Here is a 15,951-nt window from a genome sequence, read left to right on the forward strand (position 1 = left end):
TAATCCATTCTCTAGATTAAGGCTTTTGACACTCAAAAATTGATTGATGAAAAACTGATTGGTTTAGTCCATATCGAATCTTACTCCGACAGAAATGTTATTCTGGTCTACTAACTGATCTTTAAACAACGGATTAAGATCGTATTTCACATATAGCGCTACATCTCCTAGAGATACATAACTACTGAGTCCGTAAACAAATTCACTAACTTCAAAACCATCTCTTTGTTTATCCTTTACTCTATTTCCATCTTCTTTGTACTTTAGTTTCTGCATGCTACCAATATTAAAACCTGCATAACCACCAATACCTATTTTTAATTTATTGTGAGTAGAATATCTGAAGTAATCTTCCTTTTCTATCTTTTTAGAAGGACCAAATTCTAGGTGAACAGGAAAAACCAAATTAGTAGTTCTAAATTTTGCTTTGTCTAAATTTGTTGGAAATTCTTGAAGTGACACATCACCATCTGTGTTTACTAGGTAATTATTGTCTTTGATATTAAGTTTGTTCCATTGAAAAGAAAAACCATATTTTAATCTCCAGAAATTAGTGTTATCAAAAATTCTTGTTTTCCAAGCATAACCTAATTCCATAAATCCAGAACCTGCAAGTTTATATGGTGAATCATCTATACTTTCTCCATCTATAAGGGTATTATTAAAACCTAATGCAAAAACAATGTCGCTAGTCGTTCTTCTATCATATTTTCTTGGTTTTTTCTTATTTTTCTTCTTGCCTAGAAAAATAAATTCCTCTCCATACTCATTATTTCCTCCTATACTAAAAACATAGGAATCGTCATCATCGTTATTGTCGTAGCCAGATTCATTACGTTGTAAAAGCGCAATTTTACTATCAACAATTGTCAATCTATTTTCTATATTTAAAGCTCTTTTTTTTGCAGCTTCTTTCTTTAAATCTTCGGCTTCAGCAGCTGTTATTTTTCCTGCATCCAATCGACTATTGATTGCTTCTATTTCAGCTTTAAGCAATTCTCTTTCCTCTTCTTCAATTTTTAATTTTAGCGATTCTAATTTTTGAATCTTAATAAGGTTGGCATTTTTTTCGATGTTGACCGAGTCTACTTCCTTTTCTTGCGCTTGCAAACTGTTTAGCGCAAGCATTGATACCAATAGGCCTATTGCCATTCGTGTAATTGTATTCATAACTGTTCGTTTTTTGATGTATTGATGTTAATTTGATTTGTGATTGTAAAATTCTAAACGCTCTTACTCAATATTTGCTGTACAATAAGTTTTGAAAACTCTTCTTAATTATTACGTTCCGCAACCGCTGTTCTTACCGTTTCATAGCTATCCTTTAAAGCTTCAAAAACTTTTGTTCTAAACGACTGTCCCATTTCATCCTCTACACTCATAAGCAGTGATTCTGCATCAACAGTCTTCGAAGTTTCTTTCAGTAATTGTTCTTTGAAAATTTCTTTGCTAGCTAACTTTAATAGTGAATCTACTTCTCTATCCGTAACTGTACTGTTAGTATCTTTAATACCCTTTAAGGTTTCTGCAACTGCATTGTCAATAGCTTCTTTATCTAGTGTTAGATTTATGCTATTCTGTTTTTCAAGATTACCAACTTTTGATTTATTCTGTTGACCTTTATCATCGCTTACTAACTGCTTTTGTTCTTTTTGATTAACAACTTTTTTATAATCTATAATTTCTGGTTGCTTAATATTTTCAGAATGCTCTTGTTCTCCTTTTACAACATCTTCATTAGCCAACTCTACAGACTCTTCTTCAAAAATTGCTTTAGATTCATCATCTAACTCTTGCTTTATTTCTTCTTCGTCTACAATTTGTGGTAAACTATTTTCAATATCAGGTTGATTAAAAAATTGAACGGTTACTGCAATCATAATTATAATTCCAGCCGCAATACTCAACCACCAAAATATGGTGTTTTTAGATTTCTGTTCGTCATCATCTAAACGTTGCGATAGTTTTGACCAACTATCTTCTGATGGAGACATCGTACGCTTTTCGAGCTTGTCTTTTAATTGTTCTTCGAACTTAATTGGAGCCATAACTATTGTTATTTAATTCTTTTATCTTTTTCTGTAGCATTTGTCTTGCTTTAAACAGTTGCGATTTAGATGTACCTTCAGAAATATTTAATATCTCTGCTATTTCATGGTGTTTATAACCTTCAATGGCATACATCACAAATACAACTTTATAACCTTCGGGCAAACTATCAATGAGCTGTTGTATTTCAGCAACTTCTATATTAGACTTAATGTTATTTGAGTAATCATGCTCTAAATATTCATCTTTGGCTGCAAATTCTATTTGCTTTTTTTGTCTTAAATACGAAATTGCTTCTCTTACCATAATTCGTCTAATCCACCCTTCAAAACTGCCTTCATTTCTAAAATTTTTGAGGTTTTTGAACACCTTAAAAAAACCATTAAGCATTACTTCCTCTGCCTGATGCACATCCTTAATATAGTAGCGACAAACACTTAACATCTTTGGTGCATGCAGCTCATACAAGATATGCTGTGCTTCACGATTTTGTTTCGCAGCTTTCTGTATCAGTTTAGATTCGTTTTTATGAAGTTGGATAACTTTCATTACCTAGGTTTCGATTGCTCTTCTACTTATAAAGACGCAATAGTTGTGCTAATGGTTGTCTGGAAAACAAAAAATAATTAAAATAAATTTTAAAAAACTGAATTACAATATTTTAAAGTTTATTTTTTTCTATCGATGACATAATCTACCATAAGTTTTAATGAAGATTTATAGGTAGAATCTGAGTAAGTATCTAAAATATTTAAGGCCTCTTCTTGAAAAGCTTTCATTTTTGAAATAGCATAATCTAGTCCGCCGTTCGCTTTAACGAAGGCTATAACTTCTTTAACACGCTTTTTATCCTTATTATGATTTTTAACAGAATTAATGAGCCAAGACTTTTCTTTTTTTGAAGCATTATTGAGCACATAGATTAGAGGCAGTGTCATTTTTTGCTCTTTAATGTCTATACCTGTCGGCTTTCCGATAGCTTCTTCCCCATAATCGAATAAATCGTCTTTAATTTGAAAAGCCATACCAATTAGCTCTCCAAACTTTCTCATAGCTTCCACTTCCGCACCATTTGGCTTTACAGATGCAGCACCAAGACTACAACAAGCTGCAATTAAAGTAGCTGTTTTTTGTCTTATGATCTCATAATAAACAGCTTCTGTAATATCTAAATTTCTAGCCTTTTCAATTTGAAGTAATTCTCCTTCACTCATCTCCCTAACAGCAACCGAGATGATTTTGAGTAAATCAAAATCGTTATTATCTATGGAAAGTAACAAACCTTTAGAGAGTAGGTAGTCACCAATAAGTACAGCGATTTTATTTTTCCAAAGAGCATTTATAGAGAAAAATCCTCGACGTCTGTTGCTATCATCTACAACATCGTCGTGCACTAATGTTGCTGTATGAATTAGTTCAATAACCGAAGCTCCTCTATAGGTGCGTTCACTAACCTCACCGTTATTTAGCATTTTAGCCACCAAAAAAACAAACATAGGACGCATTTGTTTTCCCTTTCGGTTAACGATATAATGGGTTATCCTATTTAATAAGGCTACTCTACTCGCCATAGAAAGCTGAAACTTTTGCTCAAAAAGTTCCATTTCATAGGCAATAGGTTGTTTAATCTGTTCGGTTATTTTCATTTAAGAATTAAAGAGAACACTTATCCTGCAAAACTACAAATTATGCCTGGTCTTTAGTGATAAAAAAAGTAATTATAAGCCTTTAACATTTATTTAGAAGTTTTCTTTGTAGTTTTAAAGTTCATAACTAAAAATCAAGAAACATATGAAAAAAATTACTTTTTTACTTACTTTTTGTTTAGCTGTTACCTTGAACTCTTGGGCTCAATGTACTACTAACACTGGAGGGCAGTGGCCAAGCAGCACTATAACTCTAGCCAATTCTGGTGCAGCAGAAACAATTGCCTCAAATAACTGGCCTAATGCTGAATTTTCTTTAATAGATAATGTGTTAGCAGGTTCTGATTATACCGTAGCTGGAACAGGCATGTTTATTACAGTAACTAACACAGCAGATTCTTCTATTATAACTTCTGGAAGTAATAGTGTTTCTTTTACAGCTGGACCTGGTCTGACTGGCATAACGGTCTTTTGGCATTTAGATGCTTTATGTGGAACAAATAACGGTCCTAACACATTAACCACTATACAATGTACTACATGTACATGTCCTGAAACTTCTGCCCCTAGCGTAGCAACACTACCTACACCTTCAGATGGTGCTACTGACATCATGATTGACGATTCTGACCCAGACAACCTTCTAATAACCCCTTTCTCTTGGACAGATGGCACAGTTGGAGGCAGTGTAGAAAGTACTAATTTAAGTTTAGGCACCACGCCTACAGGGGACGATATAGGCACTATAACTGGTGCAACAAACGGTAATGGTATAATTTACACATGGCAACCAAATACTACTTACTATTGGTTTGTGGAATCTATTAATTGTTTTGGATCAACAACAAGTCCTGTTTGGAGTTTCACTACTTCTTCATGTACACTTTCAGCACCAGACGCCATAAATAATGTGGTAGAACCTATAGATGGTGCAGTTGATGTTGCTATTGATACAACTGATCCTGCAAACTTACTCGTTACTCCTTTTTCTTGGACAGATCCAATCACAGGTGATGCTCCAAGCTCTTATAATTTGAGTTTAGGTGTTACACCTACAGGAGATGACATAGGCACTATAACTGGTGCTGGAAATGGAAACGGCATTATTTACACTTGGGCGTATAGCACAACTTACTACTGGTATGTAGAAGGTGTTAACTGTGGTGGTACTGGCACAGCTAGTCCCGTTTGGAGTTTCACTACAGAAGCAGACCCTAATCTTTCTATTAGTGAATTTAGCAAAAGTTCTTTCAATCATTATTACGACAACGATACAAAGATTCTTAACATAGAATCGTCAACCTCTACACTTACTAGTATTGAAATTTACTCTATTACAGGTAAAAATGTGATTTCAAAAAAATTAAGTAATTCAAGAGAAGCTATTAATCTATCTGAATTAACAGATGGTATTTACTTAGCTAAAGTAAATATTAATGGAAATTCTAAAACTGTGAAGTTTGTGAAGAATTAGCCTGATAGAATTTAAAAATAAAAAAAGCGGCAGTATTGCCGCTTTTTTTATTTATCCTTTATTAGCCAACTGACCACAAGCAGCATCAATATCCTTTCCTCTACTTCGTCTTACAGTTACAGTGATATTATTAGCCTCTAGTGTATTAACGTACATATCTAAAGCTTTTGGATTAGCTTGCTGAAACTCTCCGTCATCAATTGGGTTGTATTCAATAAGGTTTACTTTACTCGGTGCAAACCTGCAAAACTCAACCAAAGCATCAACATCTTTTTGTTTGTCATTTATACCTTTCCAAACAACATATTCATAGGTAATTCGGTTTTTGGTTGCAGCATACCAATACTGTAATGCCTCTCTTAAATCACTTAATGGAAATGTTGCATTAAACGGCATTATTGATGTTCTTACCTCATCTATAGCAGAATGTAATGATACGGCCAACTTAAACTTCACCTTATCATCTGCCATTTTCTTAATCATCTTTGGTACACCTGAAGTCGATACGACTATACGTTTTGGAGACATTCCTAAACCTTCAGGCGAAGTTATTTTATCAATAGCCTTTAGAACATTATTGTAATTCATCAAAGGTTCACCCATACCCATAAAAACAATATTGCTCAGTGGTCTATCATGATACAATCGGCTTTCATTATCTATCGCAACTACTTGATCATATATTTCATCTGGATTGAGGTTACGCATACGTTTTAATCGCGCTGTTGCACAAAACTTACAATCTAAACTACAACCTACTTGAGAAGATACACAAGCCGTTGTTCGGGTTGCTGTAGGAATTAGAACAGACTCCACAATAAGATCATCGTGCAACCTTACAGCATTTTTTATGGTACCATCAGAACTTTTCTGCATCTGATCGACCTTAATATGGTTGATTACAAAATTGTCTTCTAGCATTTGGCGAGTATTTAAAGATATATTGGTCATATCTTCAAAACTATGAGCCGATTTCTGCCACAACCACTCGTAAACCTGATTACCACGAAAAGCCTTATCTCCTTGTTTCACAAAGAATTCTCGCAATTGCTCTTTAGTTAATGCTCGTATGTCTTTCTTTTTTACTTCCATCTTATGCAAAAGTAATTAAATGAAATGGTTTCTTATTTAAAAAGAAAAAGCCTCACAATTGAGGCTTTTATTTAAGTTTTATATTTTACTCTTAAAGGATAAGCATTGCGTCTCCATAAGAGTAAAATTTATACTTTTCTTTTACAGCCTCTTCGTAAGCTTTCTTCATGAAGTCGTGCCCTGCAAAAGCTGATACCATCATCAACAACGTTGATTTTGGTGTATGGAAATTAGTAACCATACAGTTTGCGATACTAAAATCGTATGGCGGAAAAATGAATTTATTTGTCCAACCATCATAAGGATTCAATCTTCCGTTTGAAGATACAGAACTCTCAATAGTACGCATAGACGTTGTACCTATTGCACAAACACGTCTTTTGTTCTCAATACCTTTATTTACAGTATCTGCTGCTTGTTGAGAAATTATAATTTCCTCGCTATCCATTTTGTGCTTAGACAAATCCTCTACTTCAACAGGATTAAAAGTTCCTAAACCAACATGAAGTGTAACTTCTGCAGTTTCTACACCTTTAATTTCTAAACGTTTTAATAAATGCTTTGAGAAGTGAAGACCTGCTGTTGGAGCTGCAACTGCACCTTCATTTTTAGCAAAAATAGTTTGATATCTTTCTTCATCTTCTGGCTCAACATCTCTTTTAATATATTTTGGAAGTGGAGTTTCACCAAGTTCGGTTAACTTTCTTCTAAAATCAATATAAGATCCATCATACAAGAAACGTAACGTTCTTCCTCTAGACGTTGTGTTATCAATAACCTCAGCAACTAGAGTTTCATCATCACCAAAATACAGTTTGTTACCAATTCTTATTTTACGCGCTGGATCTACCAAAACATCCCAAAGACGTTGTTCTTGATTTAACTCACGTAACAAAAACACCTCAATACGCGCACCTGTTTTTTCTTTATTTCCATATAATCTTGCAGGAAAAACTTTAGTATTATTCAGAATCATCACATCACCTTCATCAAAATAATCTATAATATCTTTAAAAAGCTTATGTTCTATAGTTTGTTTTTCTCTGTTAAGCACCATTAACCTTGCTTCATCTCTGTGTTCAGCAGGATGCTCAGCTAACAATTCATCTGGAAGTTCAAAATTAAAATTTGATAATTTCATACGGTATTGTTGTTTTTTTGAATTTGCAAATATACAATCTCAAAATAGGGGTTGTCAAGTAAATGGGTGTTTTATTTTAAATTGAACCCAATAGTTTTTAAATCTTCCCAAAACTGAGGGTAAGATTTACTAACGACATCAGCATCATTAATTATTAAATCTGTGACCAAACCCAGTGGAGCAAATGCCATTGCCATTCTATGGTCGTTATAGGTTTCAATTTTAATATTTTCTTTTATAGAAATTGAAGTCTGAAGGTACAAAGAATCATTTGTTATATTCACTGTAGCTCCCAATTTCTCTAATTCTGTTTTAAGCGCTACTAAACGATCTGTTTCTTTTATTTTCAAAGTATGAAGTCCTGTCATAAAACACTCCAATCCCAAACCAAAGGCTGATACTGCTATTGTTTGTGCTATATCTGGAGCATCAGCAAGGTTAAATTCTAATTTTGAATTTGAAACATGCTCTTTAACCAACCTTATAGAATTATTCTCATAATAGGTTTTTACACCAAAAGCCTCATAGATATCCGACAATACTGAATCACCTTGCAAGCTCTCTTGCTTATACGATGAAATAGAAATTTCTGCTCCAACCTCTCTTAAGGCGACAATACTATAAAAGTAGGAAGCCGAGGACCAATCAGACTCTACAACTACCGTTTTAGTGTTTACATCTTTGGTACTAGGTTTTACAGTAATTTGGTTACCTATAAAACTATTTTCAATGCCGAGTTCATCCAATAAGCTTAAGGTCATCTTTATATACGGTACAGAAGTAATTTTTCCGTTTAGAGTTATTTCTAAACCGTTTTCTAATTTGGAAGCAATAAGTAATAAAGCTGATATATATTGACTACTAACGCTAGCAGTCAATTCGACTTTATGTTTAGTTAACTGCTTCCCTTTAATCTTTAAAGGTGGAAAACCATCATTTTGAAGATAAGTAATATCTGCTCCTAAAGACTTTAAAGCATCGACCAAAATTTTTATCGGACGCTCTTTCATGCGTTTAGAGCCTGTAATTTCAATTTCCCTTCCTGCTTGTGTAGAAAAATAAGCGGTTAAAAATCGCATCGCAGTACCTGCATGATGAATATCAATCAATGAATCTTTGGAATCTAAAGCCTTTTTCATCAGAACAGAGTCATCCGAATTCGAAAGGTTCTCAATTATAATCTGTGGATATAGCGATTGTAATAATAACAATCTGTTAGATTCACTTTTTGAGCCTGTCATTTTTACAGTTTGCTTATTTACAAGTTTGGATTTTCGGATTGTAATATCCATAGGATAAATTCTAAGAAATTAAAGCTACAAAACTACTTTAATTTCTCATTATTATGGTGTCTATCGTGATCGCGTTTGGTCTTTTTATCCATTTTCTTATCAAAAGACGCTTGCAAATCTATTCCTGTTTGGTTCGCTAAACATAAGACAACGAATACAACATCTGCCAATTCTTCTCCAAGGTCTTTATCCTTATCACTTTCTTTTTCACTTTGCTCACCATAACGTCTTGCTATAATACGAGCTACTTCACCAACTTCTTCGGTTAGCTGAGCCATATTGGTAAGCTCATTAAAATAACGGACACCATGTTCTTTTATCCACTTATCTACCTCTTGTTGTGCGTTTTTAATATTCATAATAAAATTATTCTCTATTTTTTGAATCTATAATTATAGTCACTGGACCATCATTGATTAGTGCCACTTTCATGTCTGCGCCAAACTCACCAGTTTGAACTTGTTGACCAAATTCTGCTTGAAGCGTGTTCACAAATTCCTTATACAAAGGAACTGCTATATCTGGTTTAGCAGCTTTAATATAACTTGGCCTGTTACCTTTTTTAGTACTGGCGTGAAGTGTGAACTGGCTTACCACAATGATCTCTCCATCGGCATCCAAAATGGACTTATTCATAACATCATTGTCATCAGGAAAAACACGAAGGTTTAATAGCTTTTTACACAACCAATCGATGTCTTCTTTGGTATCTTCATTTACAATACCAAGCAAAACCAAAAGACCCTCTTTAATATTGGCTATTTTCTTTTTGTTGATTGTTACTGAAGCTTCAGATACACGCTGTATTACTATTTTCATTTCCTATTCCTTATCCCAATTATCCGTTCTGTAATGTTCATCTTCACCTTCTAAAATTTGAAGGTAACTACGATATCTCGAATACGAAACCTCATCATTTTCTAAAGCTTCTTTAACAGCGCATTTTGGCTCATTAAGATGAATACAATTATTGAATTTACAGTCTTGCTTTAAAGCAAAAAACTCAGGAAAGTAATCACCGACTTCTTCCTTTTCCATATCTACAACACCAAACCCTTTAATACCTGGTGTATCAATAATTTTAGCATCAAAACTTAGGTCAAACATTTCAGCAAATGTTGTGGTGTGTTGCCCTTGCATGTGCTGTTCAGAAATTTCTTTAGTCTTTAAATCTAAGGAAGGTTCTATGGCATTTACTAGAGTTGATTTTCCCACGCCAGAATGTCCAGAAAACATACTTACTTTTCCTTCCATTAAGGCTTTGACTTTGTCAATATTTTTTCCTGTTTTTGCAGAAATACCAATGCACTCATAACCTATCTGTCTGTAAACACTTGCTAGATATTTTACTTCGAGCAAAGTTTCCTCGTCATAAGTATCTATCTTATTGAAAAGTAATATCGTCTGTATTGAATAGGCTTCTGCCGTAACCAAAAAGCGATCTATAAAACTGGTAAATGTTGGTGGATTATTGACAGTAACCAATAAAAAAACCTGATCTATATTGGCTGCAATTATGTGGGTTTGTTTTGAAAGGTTAACCGACTTTCTTACGATGTAATTTTTACGTTCACCAATTCTATTGATAACACCTGTTTCAGTATTGTTTTTTGTTTCGAGCTTAAACTCTACTTTATCGCCAACAGCTATGGGATTTGTACTTTTAATACCTTCTAACCTAAAACGCCCTTTAATTCGGCATTCATAAAATTTGCCATTAAAGGTTTTTACTGTGTACCAGCTACCTGTAGATTTATATACTATCCCAGTCATTATTAACAATTAAACAATAGCAAAGGAAGTGATTTTATGGTAAAAAATCACTATTTTAAACTCATAATCAATTAAATCAACGGTCATGAAAAAAAATTTATTATTCATTGCAGTTATTGCTGTAGGACTTATCTCATTTTCCTTTATCAATAAACAGGAAAATAATGAACAAAATCAGATAGAATACAAAGTCATTACCAGTGTAGAGTCTATTGTACCTAATGGTCTAGGAAGGTCTCGTCTTATTTCTTCAAATGCAGAACGCGATTATTCTGAATTCACATCAGAACAAACTGAAGAAGATCATGAAAGAAATAAATCAAAGAGAAAAGACATCAGAGTTAAAGATTTTGAAGAAACCAAACTCTTAAACTTTTACAATCTAGGAGGTATTCGTTTTCAAAACATTGTTGCCAATGATGCTCTTGTTGCTTCTAAATTAACAGCAATGGGCAGTGAAGGCTGGGAACTTGTTTTTGTAGCCAGCTCTTCTGAAAGTGATGCTGGAAAAGATGATGGTCAAGGTATTTTTGTAACACGCTACACCTTTAAACGACACGTCAATTAAATGAAAAGTCTCTTAAATTAGAGCCTTTTTTATTTATTTGAGTTAGTATTACAAAACTCAATTACTCATCTTTGCGATATGCGTAAAATTATATCAGAACATATTAAAAACTACATCAATCCTACAGAAAAAGATTTACAAGTTTTCACGTCTCATCTTAACGAAATTTCTGTTGACAAAAAGAAATTCCTCCTACGTCCTGGCACCTTTGTAAAGTATGAATATTTTGTAATAAAAGGCTGCCTAAAAGCTTATTATTTAGATGACAAAGGCAATCGCCATATCATTCAATTCGCTGTAGAAAACTGGTGGATTGGTGATTTCGATGCGTTCTATAACAATGTTCCTTCAAGATTGCATATTGAAGCGATTGAAAATTCACAACTACTTTCTATAAATTATGATTGCCTAAAAAAGATATATGAAGAAGCTCCTATTTTTGAACGCTATTTTCGAATTTTAGTCACTAACGCCTTCATCTCTCAACGTAAGCGCATATTATCTTCTTTAGAGAAAAATGCCCAACAACGCTACATAGAATTTTGCAATACTTATCCGAATATAGAAGATAGAGTACCCAATTACGATATTGCCAACTACCTTGGAGTTTCTGCGGAAAGCTTAAGTCGAGTAAGGCGAAATTTAAAAAGTTAATTATGTCTTAATTGACATAAGTCAATAAGATTGAAATATTCAAAACGTAACTTTGATTCTATTCAAAGAAAACAATAAAAGCTAACTGCTTTTAAAAGTATAATTACAACACAAAAAACTATGAGCAAGCAACCATTATTAACCCCTTACAACAAAAACATTAAACTAGATAATAGAGTTGTTATGGCACCAATGACACGTAGTCGTGCCGATAACAAAGATAAAGCTCCAACAGATGAACTGCATGGACTATATTACGAACAACGTGCATCTGCAGGATTAATTATTACTGAAGGTTCGCAAGTTTCTGAACGTGCAGTAGGTTATATTAATACTCCTGGAATTCATACAAAAGCTCAAGTAGAAGGCTGGAAGAAAGTCACTAAACGTGTTCATGATAAAGGTGGAAAAATCTTTATACAGCTATGGCATGTCGGTAGAATGTCGCATCCAGATTTTCACAATGGAGAACTGCCATTATCTGCTTCTGCCATAAATCCAGAGTCAAAATCTTACACACCTGAAGGTTTTAAGGATACTGTAGTACCAAAGGAAATGACAATTGAAGACATTAAAACTACGGTAAAAGATTTTCAAAACGCAGCTGCAAATGCTGTAAAGGCTGGATTTGATGGTGTTGAAATTCATTCTTCAAATGGGTATTTATTTCACCAGTTTTTTAACGGAACTTCAAACAAAAGAACAGATGAATATGGCGGAAGTAAAGAAAATAGAGCACGATTCTTTTTTGAAGTTTTAGATGCGATAAAAGAAGTTATTCCTGAAGAAAAAATTGGAGCGAGATTCAACCCGTCACTCAACGGTGTTTTTGGTATGACAATGGATGAAGACACCATACCTACATTTGAATACATCATTAAAAAACTTAATGATTACAATTTAGCATACGTTCACTTATCGGAGCCTTTTACAGATGTTTCTGATATTCCGTATGCTGTTACAGAAATTGCCAAGCATTTTAGACCGTTATACAATGGTACATTAATGATTAATTCTAATTTCGATCAAGAAAAAGGTAATAAAGTTATTGAAGATGGTTATGCAGATTTGGTTGCCTATGGCAAACCTTACATATCAAATCCCGATTTGGTAGAACGTTTTGAGCATAACTTAGAATTAGCAGAATGGGATCAAGACACATTCTACACAACTGGAGAAAAAGGATACACTGATTACCCTAAAGCTTCAGAAAAAGCAAACGTTTAATTTTAAAAACACAACATTATGAAATTTACAAGAAAAGCTAGTGCTGTATGGAATGGCAGTGGGAAAGACGGCAACGGAAACCTCACTACAGGAAGTAAAGTATTAGAAAACACTCAATATTCGTTTCACACCAGATTTGAAGATGGTGAAAAAGGCACCAACCCTGAAGAACTTATAGGTGCAGCACATGCAGGCTGCTTTGCTATGCAACTGAGTTTTTTATTAAATGAAGACAATTTCACCGCAACAACACTTGATGTTGATGCTACTGTAACTTTTGAAGATGGAGCGGTAACAAAAATCACTTTAAATCTTGAAGGTGACGTACCTGAAATAGACGCTGAGCAGTTTCAACAAATAGCCCATAAAGCTAAGGATGTTTGTCCTATTTCAAAATTACTAGATACAGAAATCGAACTTAAAGTAACCCTAAAAAACGCATAATTAATGACAACAATAAAAGCTTACGGAGCTTCAGCTTCTACTGAAGATTTAAAACCTTTAGACATTGAGCGTAGAGCTGTTGGAAAAGACGATATTAAAATAGACATAACGCACTGTGGAGTTTGCCATAGTGATATTCACACTGTAAGAAATGATTGGGGCGGATCTTCATATCCTGTTGTACCTGGTCATGAGATTATTGGTAAAGTTGTAGAAGTTGGCGATAACGTTAGCAATTTTAAAACTGGTGATTTAGTTGGTGTGGGTTGTTTGGTAGATTCTTGCCAAACCTGTCCTTCTTGCCAAAAAGATTTGGAGCAGTTTTGTGAGAACGGAGCCACATTCACATACAATAGTGTAAACAAACACATTGATGGCACACGCACTTATGGTGGCTACTCTACAATGGTTGTGGTCAATAAAGACTTTGTATTGAAAGTTCCTGAAAATTTAGATCCTGCTGGTGCTGCACCTCTATTATGTGCTGGTATAACAACTTGGTCTCCATTAAGTCACTGGAAAGTAAAAAAAGGTGATAAGGTTGGAGTGATTGGTCTTGGAGGTTTAGGACATATGGGAGTAAAGTTTGCTAATGCACTTGGAGCTCATGTGGTAATGATAACAACTTCACCTGAAAAAGGAAAAGATGCTAAAGCTTTAGGTGCTCACGAAGTATTAGTTTCCAAAGATGAAGAGGACATGAAAAAGCATCAAGGTAGTTTCGATTTTATTTTGAATACTATTCCTGTTGGCCATAAAATGGATCCTTACATTAACCTTTTGAAAATTGATTCGACTATGGTATTAGTCGGAGCTGTTGAACCAATGGAAGGTTTCCACGGAGGTGGACTAATAATGGGTCGCAAACATGTTGCAGGTTCTCTTATTGGTGGCATTAAAGAAACTCAAGAAATGTTAGATTTTTGTGGAGAACACAATATCACCAGTGATATTGAACTTATAAATATGCAAGACATCAATAATGCTTATGATCGAGTAACCAGCAATGATGTAAAATATCGATTTGTAATTGACATGGCATCTTTGAAAGACTAAGTTTTCTTAAGCATACATAATATAGAAAAGGCTCGCAGTTGCGAGCCTTTTATTTTCTAATTTCTTACCGCTTTTATTGACTCTAGAGCTTTTCCATCTGCTATAATATTTATAATATAAATTCCTGTTGAAAATTGAGATAAATCTATCTGCTTCTGATTTCCGAATTTTTCATAACCTAAACTTTTAACTATTTGACCAGACATATTTGCTACTGTTATTTTTACCTCGTCGTAGTCTTCAGAGAGTTTGAGATTAAAAATTCCATTTGAAGATGGGTTGGGATACAATCTATTCATATTTAAGTCTGTAACAAATCTTGTTTCATAAACAAAACAAACTCCACATCTCAATTTACATGTATGTAAATCAAAAGCATTAACCACTACCTCATCTAGTAACCCACCTTCCTCTAATATTATATTTACCTTTCTTTCATTAGAAACAGAAAACTCTTTAGTTTCATAACCTAGATAAGAAACAACAAGTGTATCTCCTTTTTTGACTTTAAGTTTGAATTCGCCTTTCTGATTTGTAGCTATTCCATTTGTAGAATTCTTTACAATGACATTAGCAGATTCAAGTGGAATGGAATCATTAGTAACTACTCCCGAAACAGAAATTTGTGCAAATGCAGTAACAGCAAAGACTGAAGCAATAATTAAAAGTGTAATTTTTTTCATGACATTTTGGTTTTTGTTAATAGCTCAAACCTATCATGAAATATTCAACATAAAAACTAGGAATGCGTGAACATACCTTTTCAGCAAGTAAAGTAACCTAATAAAAAAGGCTCGCTACTGCGAACCTTTTTTTAACTTATATAACTCTAGTAATCAATCTATTTCCGCTCTATCCACAAAATCACCATTGAAAGCAAACTCGTTTTGAAGTTTTCTACTTCGTTCGGTTTTTTTTTCCATTTTCAACAAATCGCCTTCTAAGTTTTCAATATCCTCACTATAATGACCAATAGCGATTGCTGTTGCCACATGATAATACTCTGGAAGTTTGAATTCTTTCTTTGCATCTTGATGTTTCACACCTGCCATTTGATGTACCGCAATTCCCATGCTTTGTGCTTGTATACTCATATTCATTGCAAAAAGTCCTACATCGTGTAGTGCGTGGAAATTGTCTTTTCCATTTGGCATTTTAGTATTATAGGCAGCAATCATAAGCAATGGTGCATTACCTGCCCACGATTGGTTGAATTCATCTAAACTTTCAAAAAGTCTATCGTAGGTTTCACTTCCTTTTTTTCCCCAGATAATAACCCAAGGTTGAATATTATTTGAACTTGGCGCCCATCTTCCTGCTTCCAACAAAGTATGCACATCATTATCTGATATTGGCATATCGGAAAACGATCTTGGACTCCATCTTTCTTTTAATAATTTGTGAATTTCGTATTCAGTTGGTGCTTCTTTCTTCATCGTATTTTTTTATTTATTTTTTGACACTATCAAGTTGGCATTTTTTGAATAAATACGTTATCGCTATTAAAATTTATTTTAATGCGAAAACTAATATTG

General features: G+C 33.9%; 18 protein-coding genes. 6 read left to right on the plus strand and 12 right to left on the minus strand.

Going from position 1 to position 15,951, the window contains the following annotated elements; genetic code table 11:
- Positions 1 to 63: 63 nt before the first annotated feature.
- From QGM60_RS03590 to QGM60_RS03605, 4 genes are all read right to left on the minus strand, one after another.
- Positions 64 to 1,170 carry a hypothetical protein gene (locus QGM60_RS03590; RefSeq protein WP_281138884.1) on the minus strand — a complete coding sequence of 369 codons (1,107 nt, stop codon included), beginning with the start codon at positions 1,168 to 1,170 and terminating at the stop codon, positions 64 to 66.
- Between the two features lie 104 nt (positions 1,171 to 1,274).
- The gene (locus tag QGM60_RS03595; RefSeq protein WP_281138885.1) at positions 1,275 to 2,048 is read right to left on the minus strand and encodes a hypothetical protein; all 774 of its coding nucleotides are present in this window, start codon (positions 2,046 to 2,048) and stop codon (positions 1,275 to 1,277) included.
- Complete coding sequence (locus QGM60_RS03600; protein WP_281138886.1) at positions 2,035 to 2,598, minus strand: RNA polymerase sigma factor; 564 nt, start codon at positions 2,596 to 2,598, stop codon at positions 2,035 to 2,037. Before QGM60_RS03600 ends, QGM60_RS03595 begins: the two co-directional genes overlap by 14 nt.
- 119 nt (positions 2,599 to 2,717) lie before the next feature.
- Positions 2,718 to 3,695: a polyprenyl synthetase family protein gene (locus QGM60_RS03605; RefSeq protein ID WP_281138887.1), complete on the minus strand. Its 978-nt coding sequence runs from the start codon at positions 3,693 to 3,695 to the stop codon at positions 2,718 to 2,720.
- 145 nt (positions 3,696 to 3,840) lie between these two features.
- Between QGM60_RS03605 and QGM60_RS03610 the strand changes: the two genes are divergently transcribed.
- A complete protein-coding gene (locus tag QGM60_RS03610) occupies positions 3,841 to 5,169 on the plus strand; it encodes a T9SS type A sorting domain-containing protein (protein ID WP_281138888.1) in 1,329 nt (442 codons plus the stop codon).
- Positions 5,170 to 5,220: 51 nt separating this feature from the next.
- Here QGM60_RS03610 and rlmN read toward each other — a convergent pair whose 3' ends face one another.
- From rlmN to rsgA, 6 genes are all read right to left on the minus strand, one after another.
- The gene (gene rlmN, locus QGM60_RS03615) at positions 5,221 to 6,261 is read right to left on the minus strand and encodes a 23S rRNA (adenine(2503)-C(2))-methyltransferase RlmN (protein ID WP_281138889.1); all 1,041 of its coding nucleotides are present in this window, start codon (positions 6,259 to 6,261) and stop codon (positions 5,221 to 5,223) included.
- Between the two features lie 91 nt (positions 6,262 to 6,352).
- On the minus strand, positions 6,353 to 7,402 hold the full coding sequence (gene queA / locus QGM60_RS03620) for a tRNA preQ1(34) S-adenosylmethionine ribosyltransferase-isomerase QueA (RefSeq protein ID WP_281138890.1): 1,050 nt from the start codon (positions 7,400 to 7,402) through the stop codon (positions 6,353 to 6,355).
- A 71-nt stretch (positions 7,403 to 7,473) separates the two neighbouring features.
- Complete coding sequence (locus QGM60_RS03625; RefSeq protein WP_281138891.1) at positions 7,474 to 8,694, minus strand: 3-phosphoshikimate 1-carboxyvinyltransferase; 1,221 nt, start codon at positions 8,692 to 8,694, stop codon at positions 7,474 to 7,476.
- 32 nt (positions 8,695 to 8,726) lie between these two features.
- On the minus strand, positions 8,727 to 9,053 hold the full coding sequence (locus QGM60_RS03630) for a nucleotide pyrophosphohydrolase (RefSeq protein ID WP_281138892.1): 327 nt from the start codon (positions 9,051 to 9,053) through the stop codon (positions 8,727 to 8,729).
- A 7-nt stretch (positions 9,054 to 9,060) separates the two neighbouring features.
- Entirely contained in the window at positions 9,061 to 9,513 is a 453-nt protein-coding gene (gene dtd, locus QGM60_RS03635; RefSeq protein ID WP_281138893.1) for a D-aminoacyl-tRNA deacylase, read from the minus strand.
- A gap of 3 nt (positions 9,514 to 9,516) precedes the next feature.
- Positions 9,517 to 10,467, minus strand: coding sequence for a ribosome small subunit-dependent GTPase A (gene rsgA, locus QGM60_RS03640; protein WP_281138894.1), 951 nt, complete (start codon positions 10,465 to 10,467; stop codon positions 9,517 to 9,519).
- 85 nt (positions 10,468 to 10,552) lie between these two features.
- Here rsgA and QGM60_RS03645 point away from each other — a divergent pair, with 85 nt between their 5' ends.
- The 5 genes from QGM60_RS03645 to QGM60_RS03665 all read left to right on the plus strand — a co-directional run bounded on the left by QGM60_RS03645 (position 10,553) and on the right by QGM60_RS03665 (position 14,416).
- Positions 10,553 to 11,035 (plus strand): hypothetical protein, encoded by a 483-nt coding sequence (locus tag QGM60_RS03645; protein WP_281138895.1) that lies wholly within the window; start codon positions 10,553 to 10,555, stop codon positions 11,033 to 11,035.
- Between the two features lie 78 nt (positions 11,036 to 11,113).
- A complete protein-coding gene (locus tag QGM60_RS03650) occupies positions 11,114 to 11,689 on the plus strand; it encodes a Crp/Fnr family transcriptional regulator (protein WP_281138896.1) in 576 nt (191 codons plus the stop codon).
- 120 nt (positions 11,690 to 11,809) lie between these two features.
- A complete protein-coding gene (locus QGM60_RS03655; RefSeq protein ID WP_281138897.1) occupies positions 11,810 to 12,916 on the plus strand; it encodes an alkene reductase in 1,107 nt (368 codons plus the stop codon).
- An 18-nt stretch (positions 12,917 to 12,934) separates the two neighbouring features.
- The gene (locus QGM60_RS03660; protein ID WP_281138898.1) at positions 12,935 to 13,360 is read left to right on the plus strand and encodes an OsmC family protein; all 426 of its coding nucleotides are present in this window, start codon (positions 12,935 to 12,937) and stop codon (positions 13,358 to 13,360) included.
- Positions 13,361 to 13,363: 3 nt separating this feature from the next.
- Positions 13,364 to 14,416 (plus strand): NAD(P)-dependent alcohol dehydrogenase, encoded by a 1,053-nt coding sequence (locus tag QGM60_RS03665; RefSeq protein WP_281138899.1) that lies wholly within the window; start codon positions 13,364 to 13,366, stop codon positions 14,414 to 14,416.
- A 56-nt stretch (positions 14,417 to 14,472) separates the two neighbouring features.
- Here QGM60_RS03665 and QGM60_RS03670 read toward each other — a convergent pair whose 3' ends face one another.
- Together QGM60_RS03670 and QGM60_RS03675 are read right to left on the minus strand one after the other, a co-directional pair.
- Positions 14,473 to 15,099: a carboxypeptidase-like regulatory domain-containing protein gene (locus tag QGM60_RS03670; protein WP_281138900.1), complete on the minus strand. Its 627-nt coding sequence runs from the start codon at positions 15,097 to 15,099 to the stop codon at positions 14,473 to 14,475.
- A 153-nt stretch (positions 15,100 to 15,252) separates the two neighbouring features.
- The gene (locus tag QGM60_RS03675) at positions 15,253 to 15,852 is read right to left on the minus strand and encodes a nitroreductase family protein (protein WP_281138901.1); all 600 of its coding nucleotides are present in this window, start codon (positions 15,850 to 15,852) and stop codon (positions 15,253 to 15,255) included.
- Between the last annotated feature and the right edge of the window lie 99 nt (positions 15,853 to 15,951).

The organism is Winogradskyella sp. SYSU M77433 (assembly GCF_029911945.1).
Taxonomy (GTDB): Bacteria; Bacteroidota; Bacteroidia; order Flavobacteriales; family Flavobacteriaceae; genus Winogradskyella.

What these genes read in the sequence shown, in the direction of transcription:
- QGM60_RS03590 (WP_281138884.1), bottom strand. Translation starts at nt 1,170, where the DNA reads ATGAATACAATTACACGAATGGCAATAGGCCTATTGGTATCAATGCTT.
- QGM60_RS03630 (WP_281138892.1), bottom strand. Translation starts at nt 9,053, where the DNA reads ATGAATATTAAAAACGCACAACAAGAGGTAGATAAGTGGATAAAAGAA.
- QGM60_RS03595 (WP_281138885.1), bottom strand. Translation starts at nt 2,048, where the DNA reads ATGGCTCCAATTAAGTTCGAAGAACAATTAAAAGACAAGCTCGAAAAG.
- rlmN (WP_281138889.1), bottom strand. Translation starts at nt 6,261, where the DNA reads ATGGAAGTAAAAAAGAAAGACATACGAGCATTAACTAAAGAGCAATTG.
- QGM60_RS03670 (WP_281138900.1), bottom strand. Translation starts at nt 15,099, where the DNA reads ATGAAAAAAATTACACTTTTAATTATTGCTTCAGTCTTTGCTGTTACT.
- QGM60_RS03625 (WP_281138891.1), bottom strand. Translation starts at nt 8,694, where the DNA reads ATGGATATTACAATCCGAAAATCCAAACTTGTAAATAAGCAAACTGTA.
- rsgA (WP_281138894.1), bottom strand. Translation starts at nt 10,467, where the DNA reads ATGACTGGGATAGTATATAAATCTACAGGTAGCTGGTACACAGTAAAA.
- QGM60_RS03660 (WP_281138898.1), top strand. Translation starts at nt 12,935, where the DNA reads ATGAAATTTACAAGAAAAGCTAGTGCTGTATGGAATGGCAGTGGGAAA.
- QGM60_RS03655 (WP_281138897.1), top strand. Translation starts at nt 11,810, where the DNA reads ATGAGCAAGCAACCATTATTAACCCCTTACAACAAAAACATTAAACTA.
- QGM60_RS03600 (WP_281138886.1), bottom strand. Translation starts at nt 2,598, where the DNA reads ATGAAAGTTATCCAACTTCATAAAAACGAATCTAAACTGATACAGAAA.
- QGM60_RS03650 (WP_281138896.1), top strand. Translation starts at nt 11,114, where the DNA reads ATGCGTAAAATTATATCAGAACATATTAAAAACTACATCAATCCTACA.
- queA (WP_281138890.1), bottom strand. Translation starts at nt 7,402, where the DNA reads ATGAAATTATCAAATTTTAATTTTGAACTTCCAGATGAATTGTTAGCT.
- QGM60_RS03605 (WP_281138887.1), bottom strand. Translation starts at nt 3,695, where the DNA reads ATGAAAATAACCGAACAGATTAAACAACCTATTGCCTATGAAATGGAA.
- QGM60_RS03645 (WP_281138895.1), top strand. Translation starts at nt 10,553, where the DNA reads ATGAAAAAAAATTTATTATTCATTGCAGTTATTGCTGTAGGACTTATC.
- QGM60_RS03675 (WP_281138901.1), bottom strand. Translation starts at nt 15,852, where the DNA reads ATGAAGAAAGAAGCACCAACTGAATACGAAATTCACAAATTATTAAAA.
- QGM60_RS03610 (WP_281138888.1), top strand. Translation starts at nt 3,841, where the DNA reads ATGAAAAAAATTACTTTTTTACTTACTTTTTGTTTAGCTGTTACCTTG.
- dtd (WP_281138893.1), bottom strand. Translation starts at nt 9,513, where the DNA reads ATGAAAATAGTAATACAGCGTGTATCTGAAGCTTCAGTAACAATCAAC.
- QGM60_RS03665 (WP_281138899.1), top strand. Translation starts at nt 13,364, where the DNA reads ATGACAACAATAAAAGCTTACGGAGCTTCAGCTTCTACTGAAGATTTA.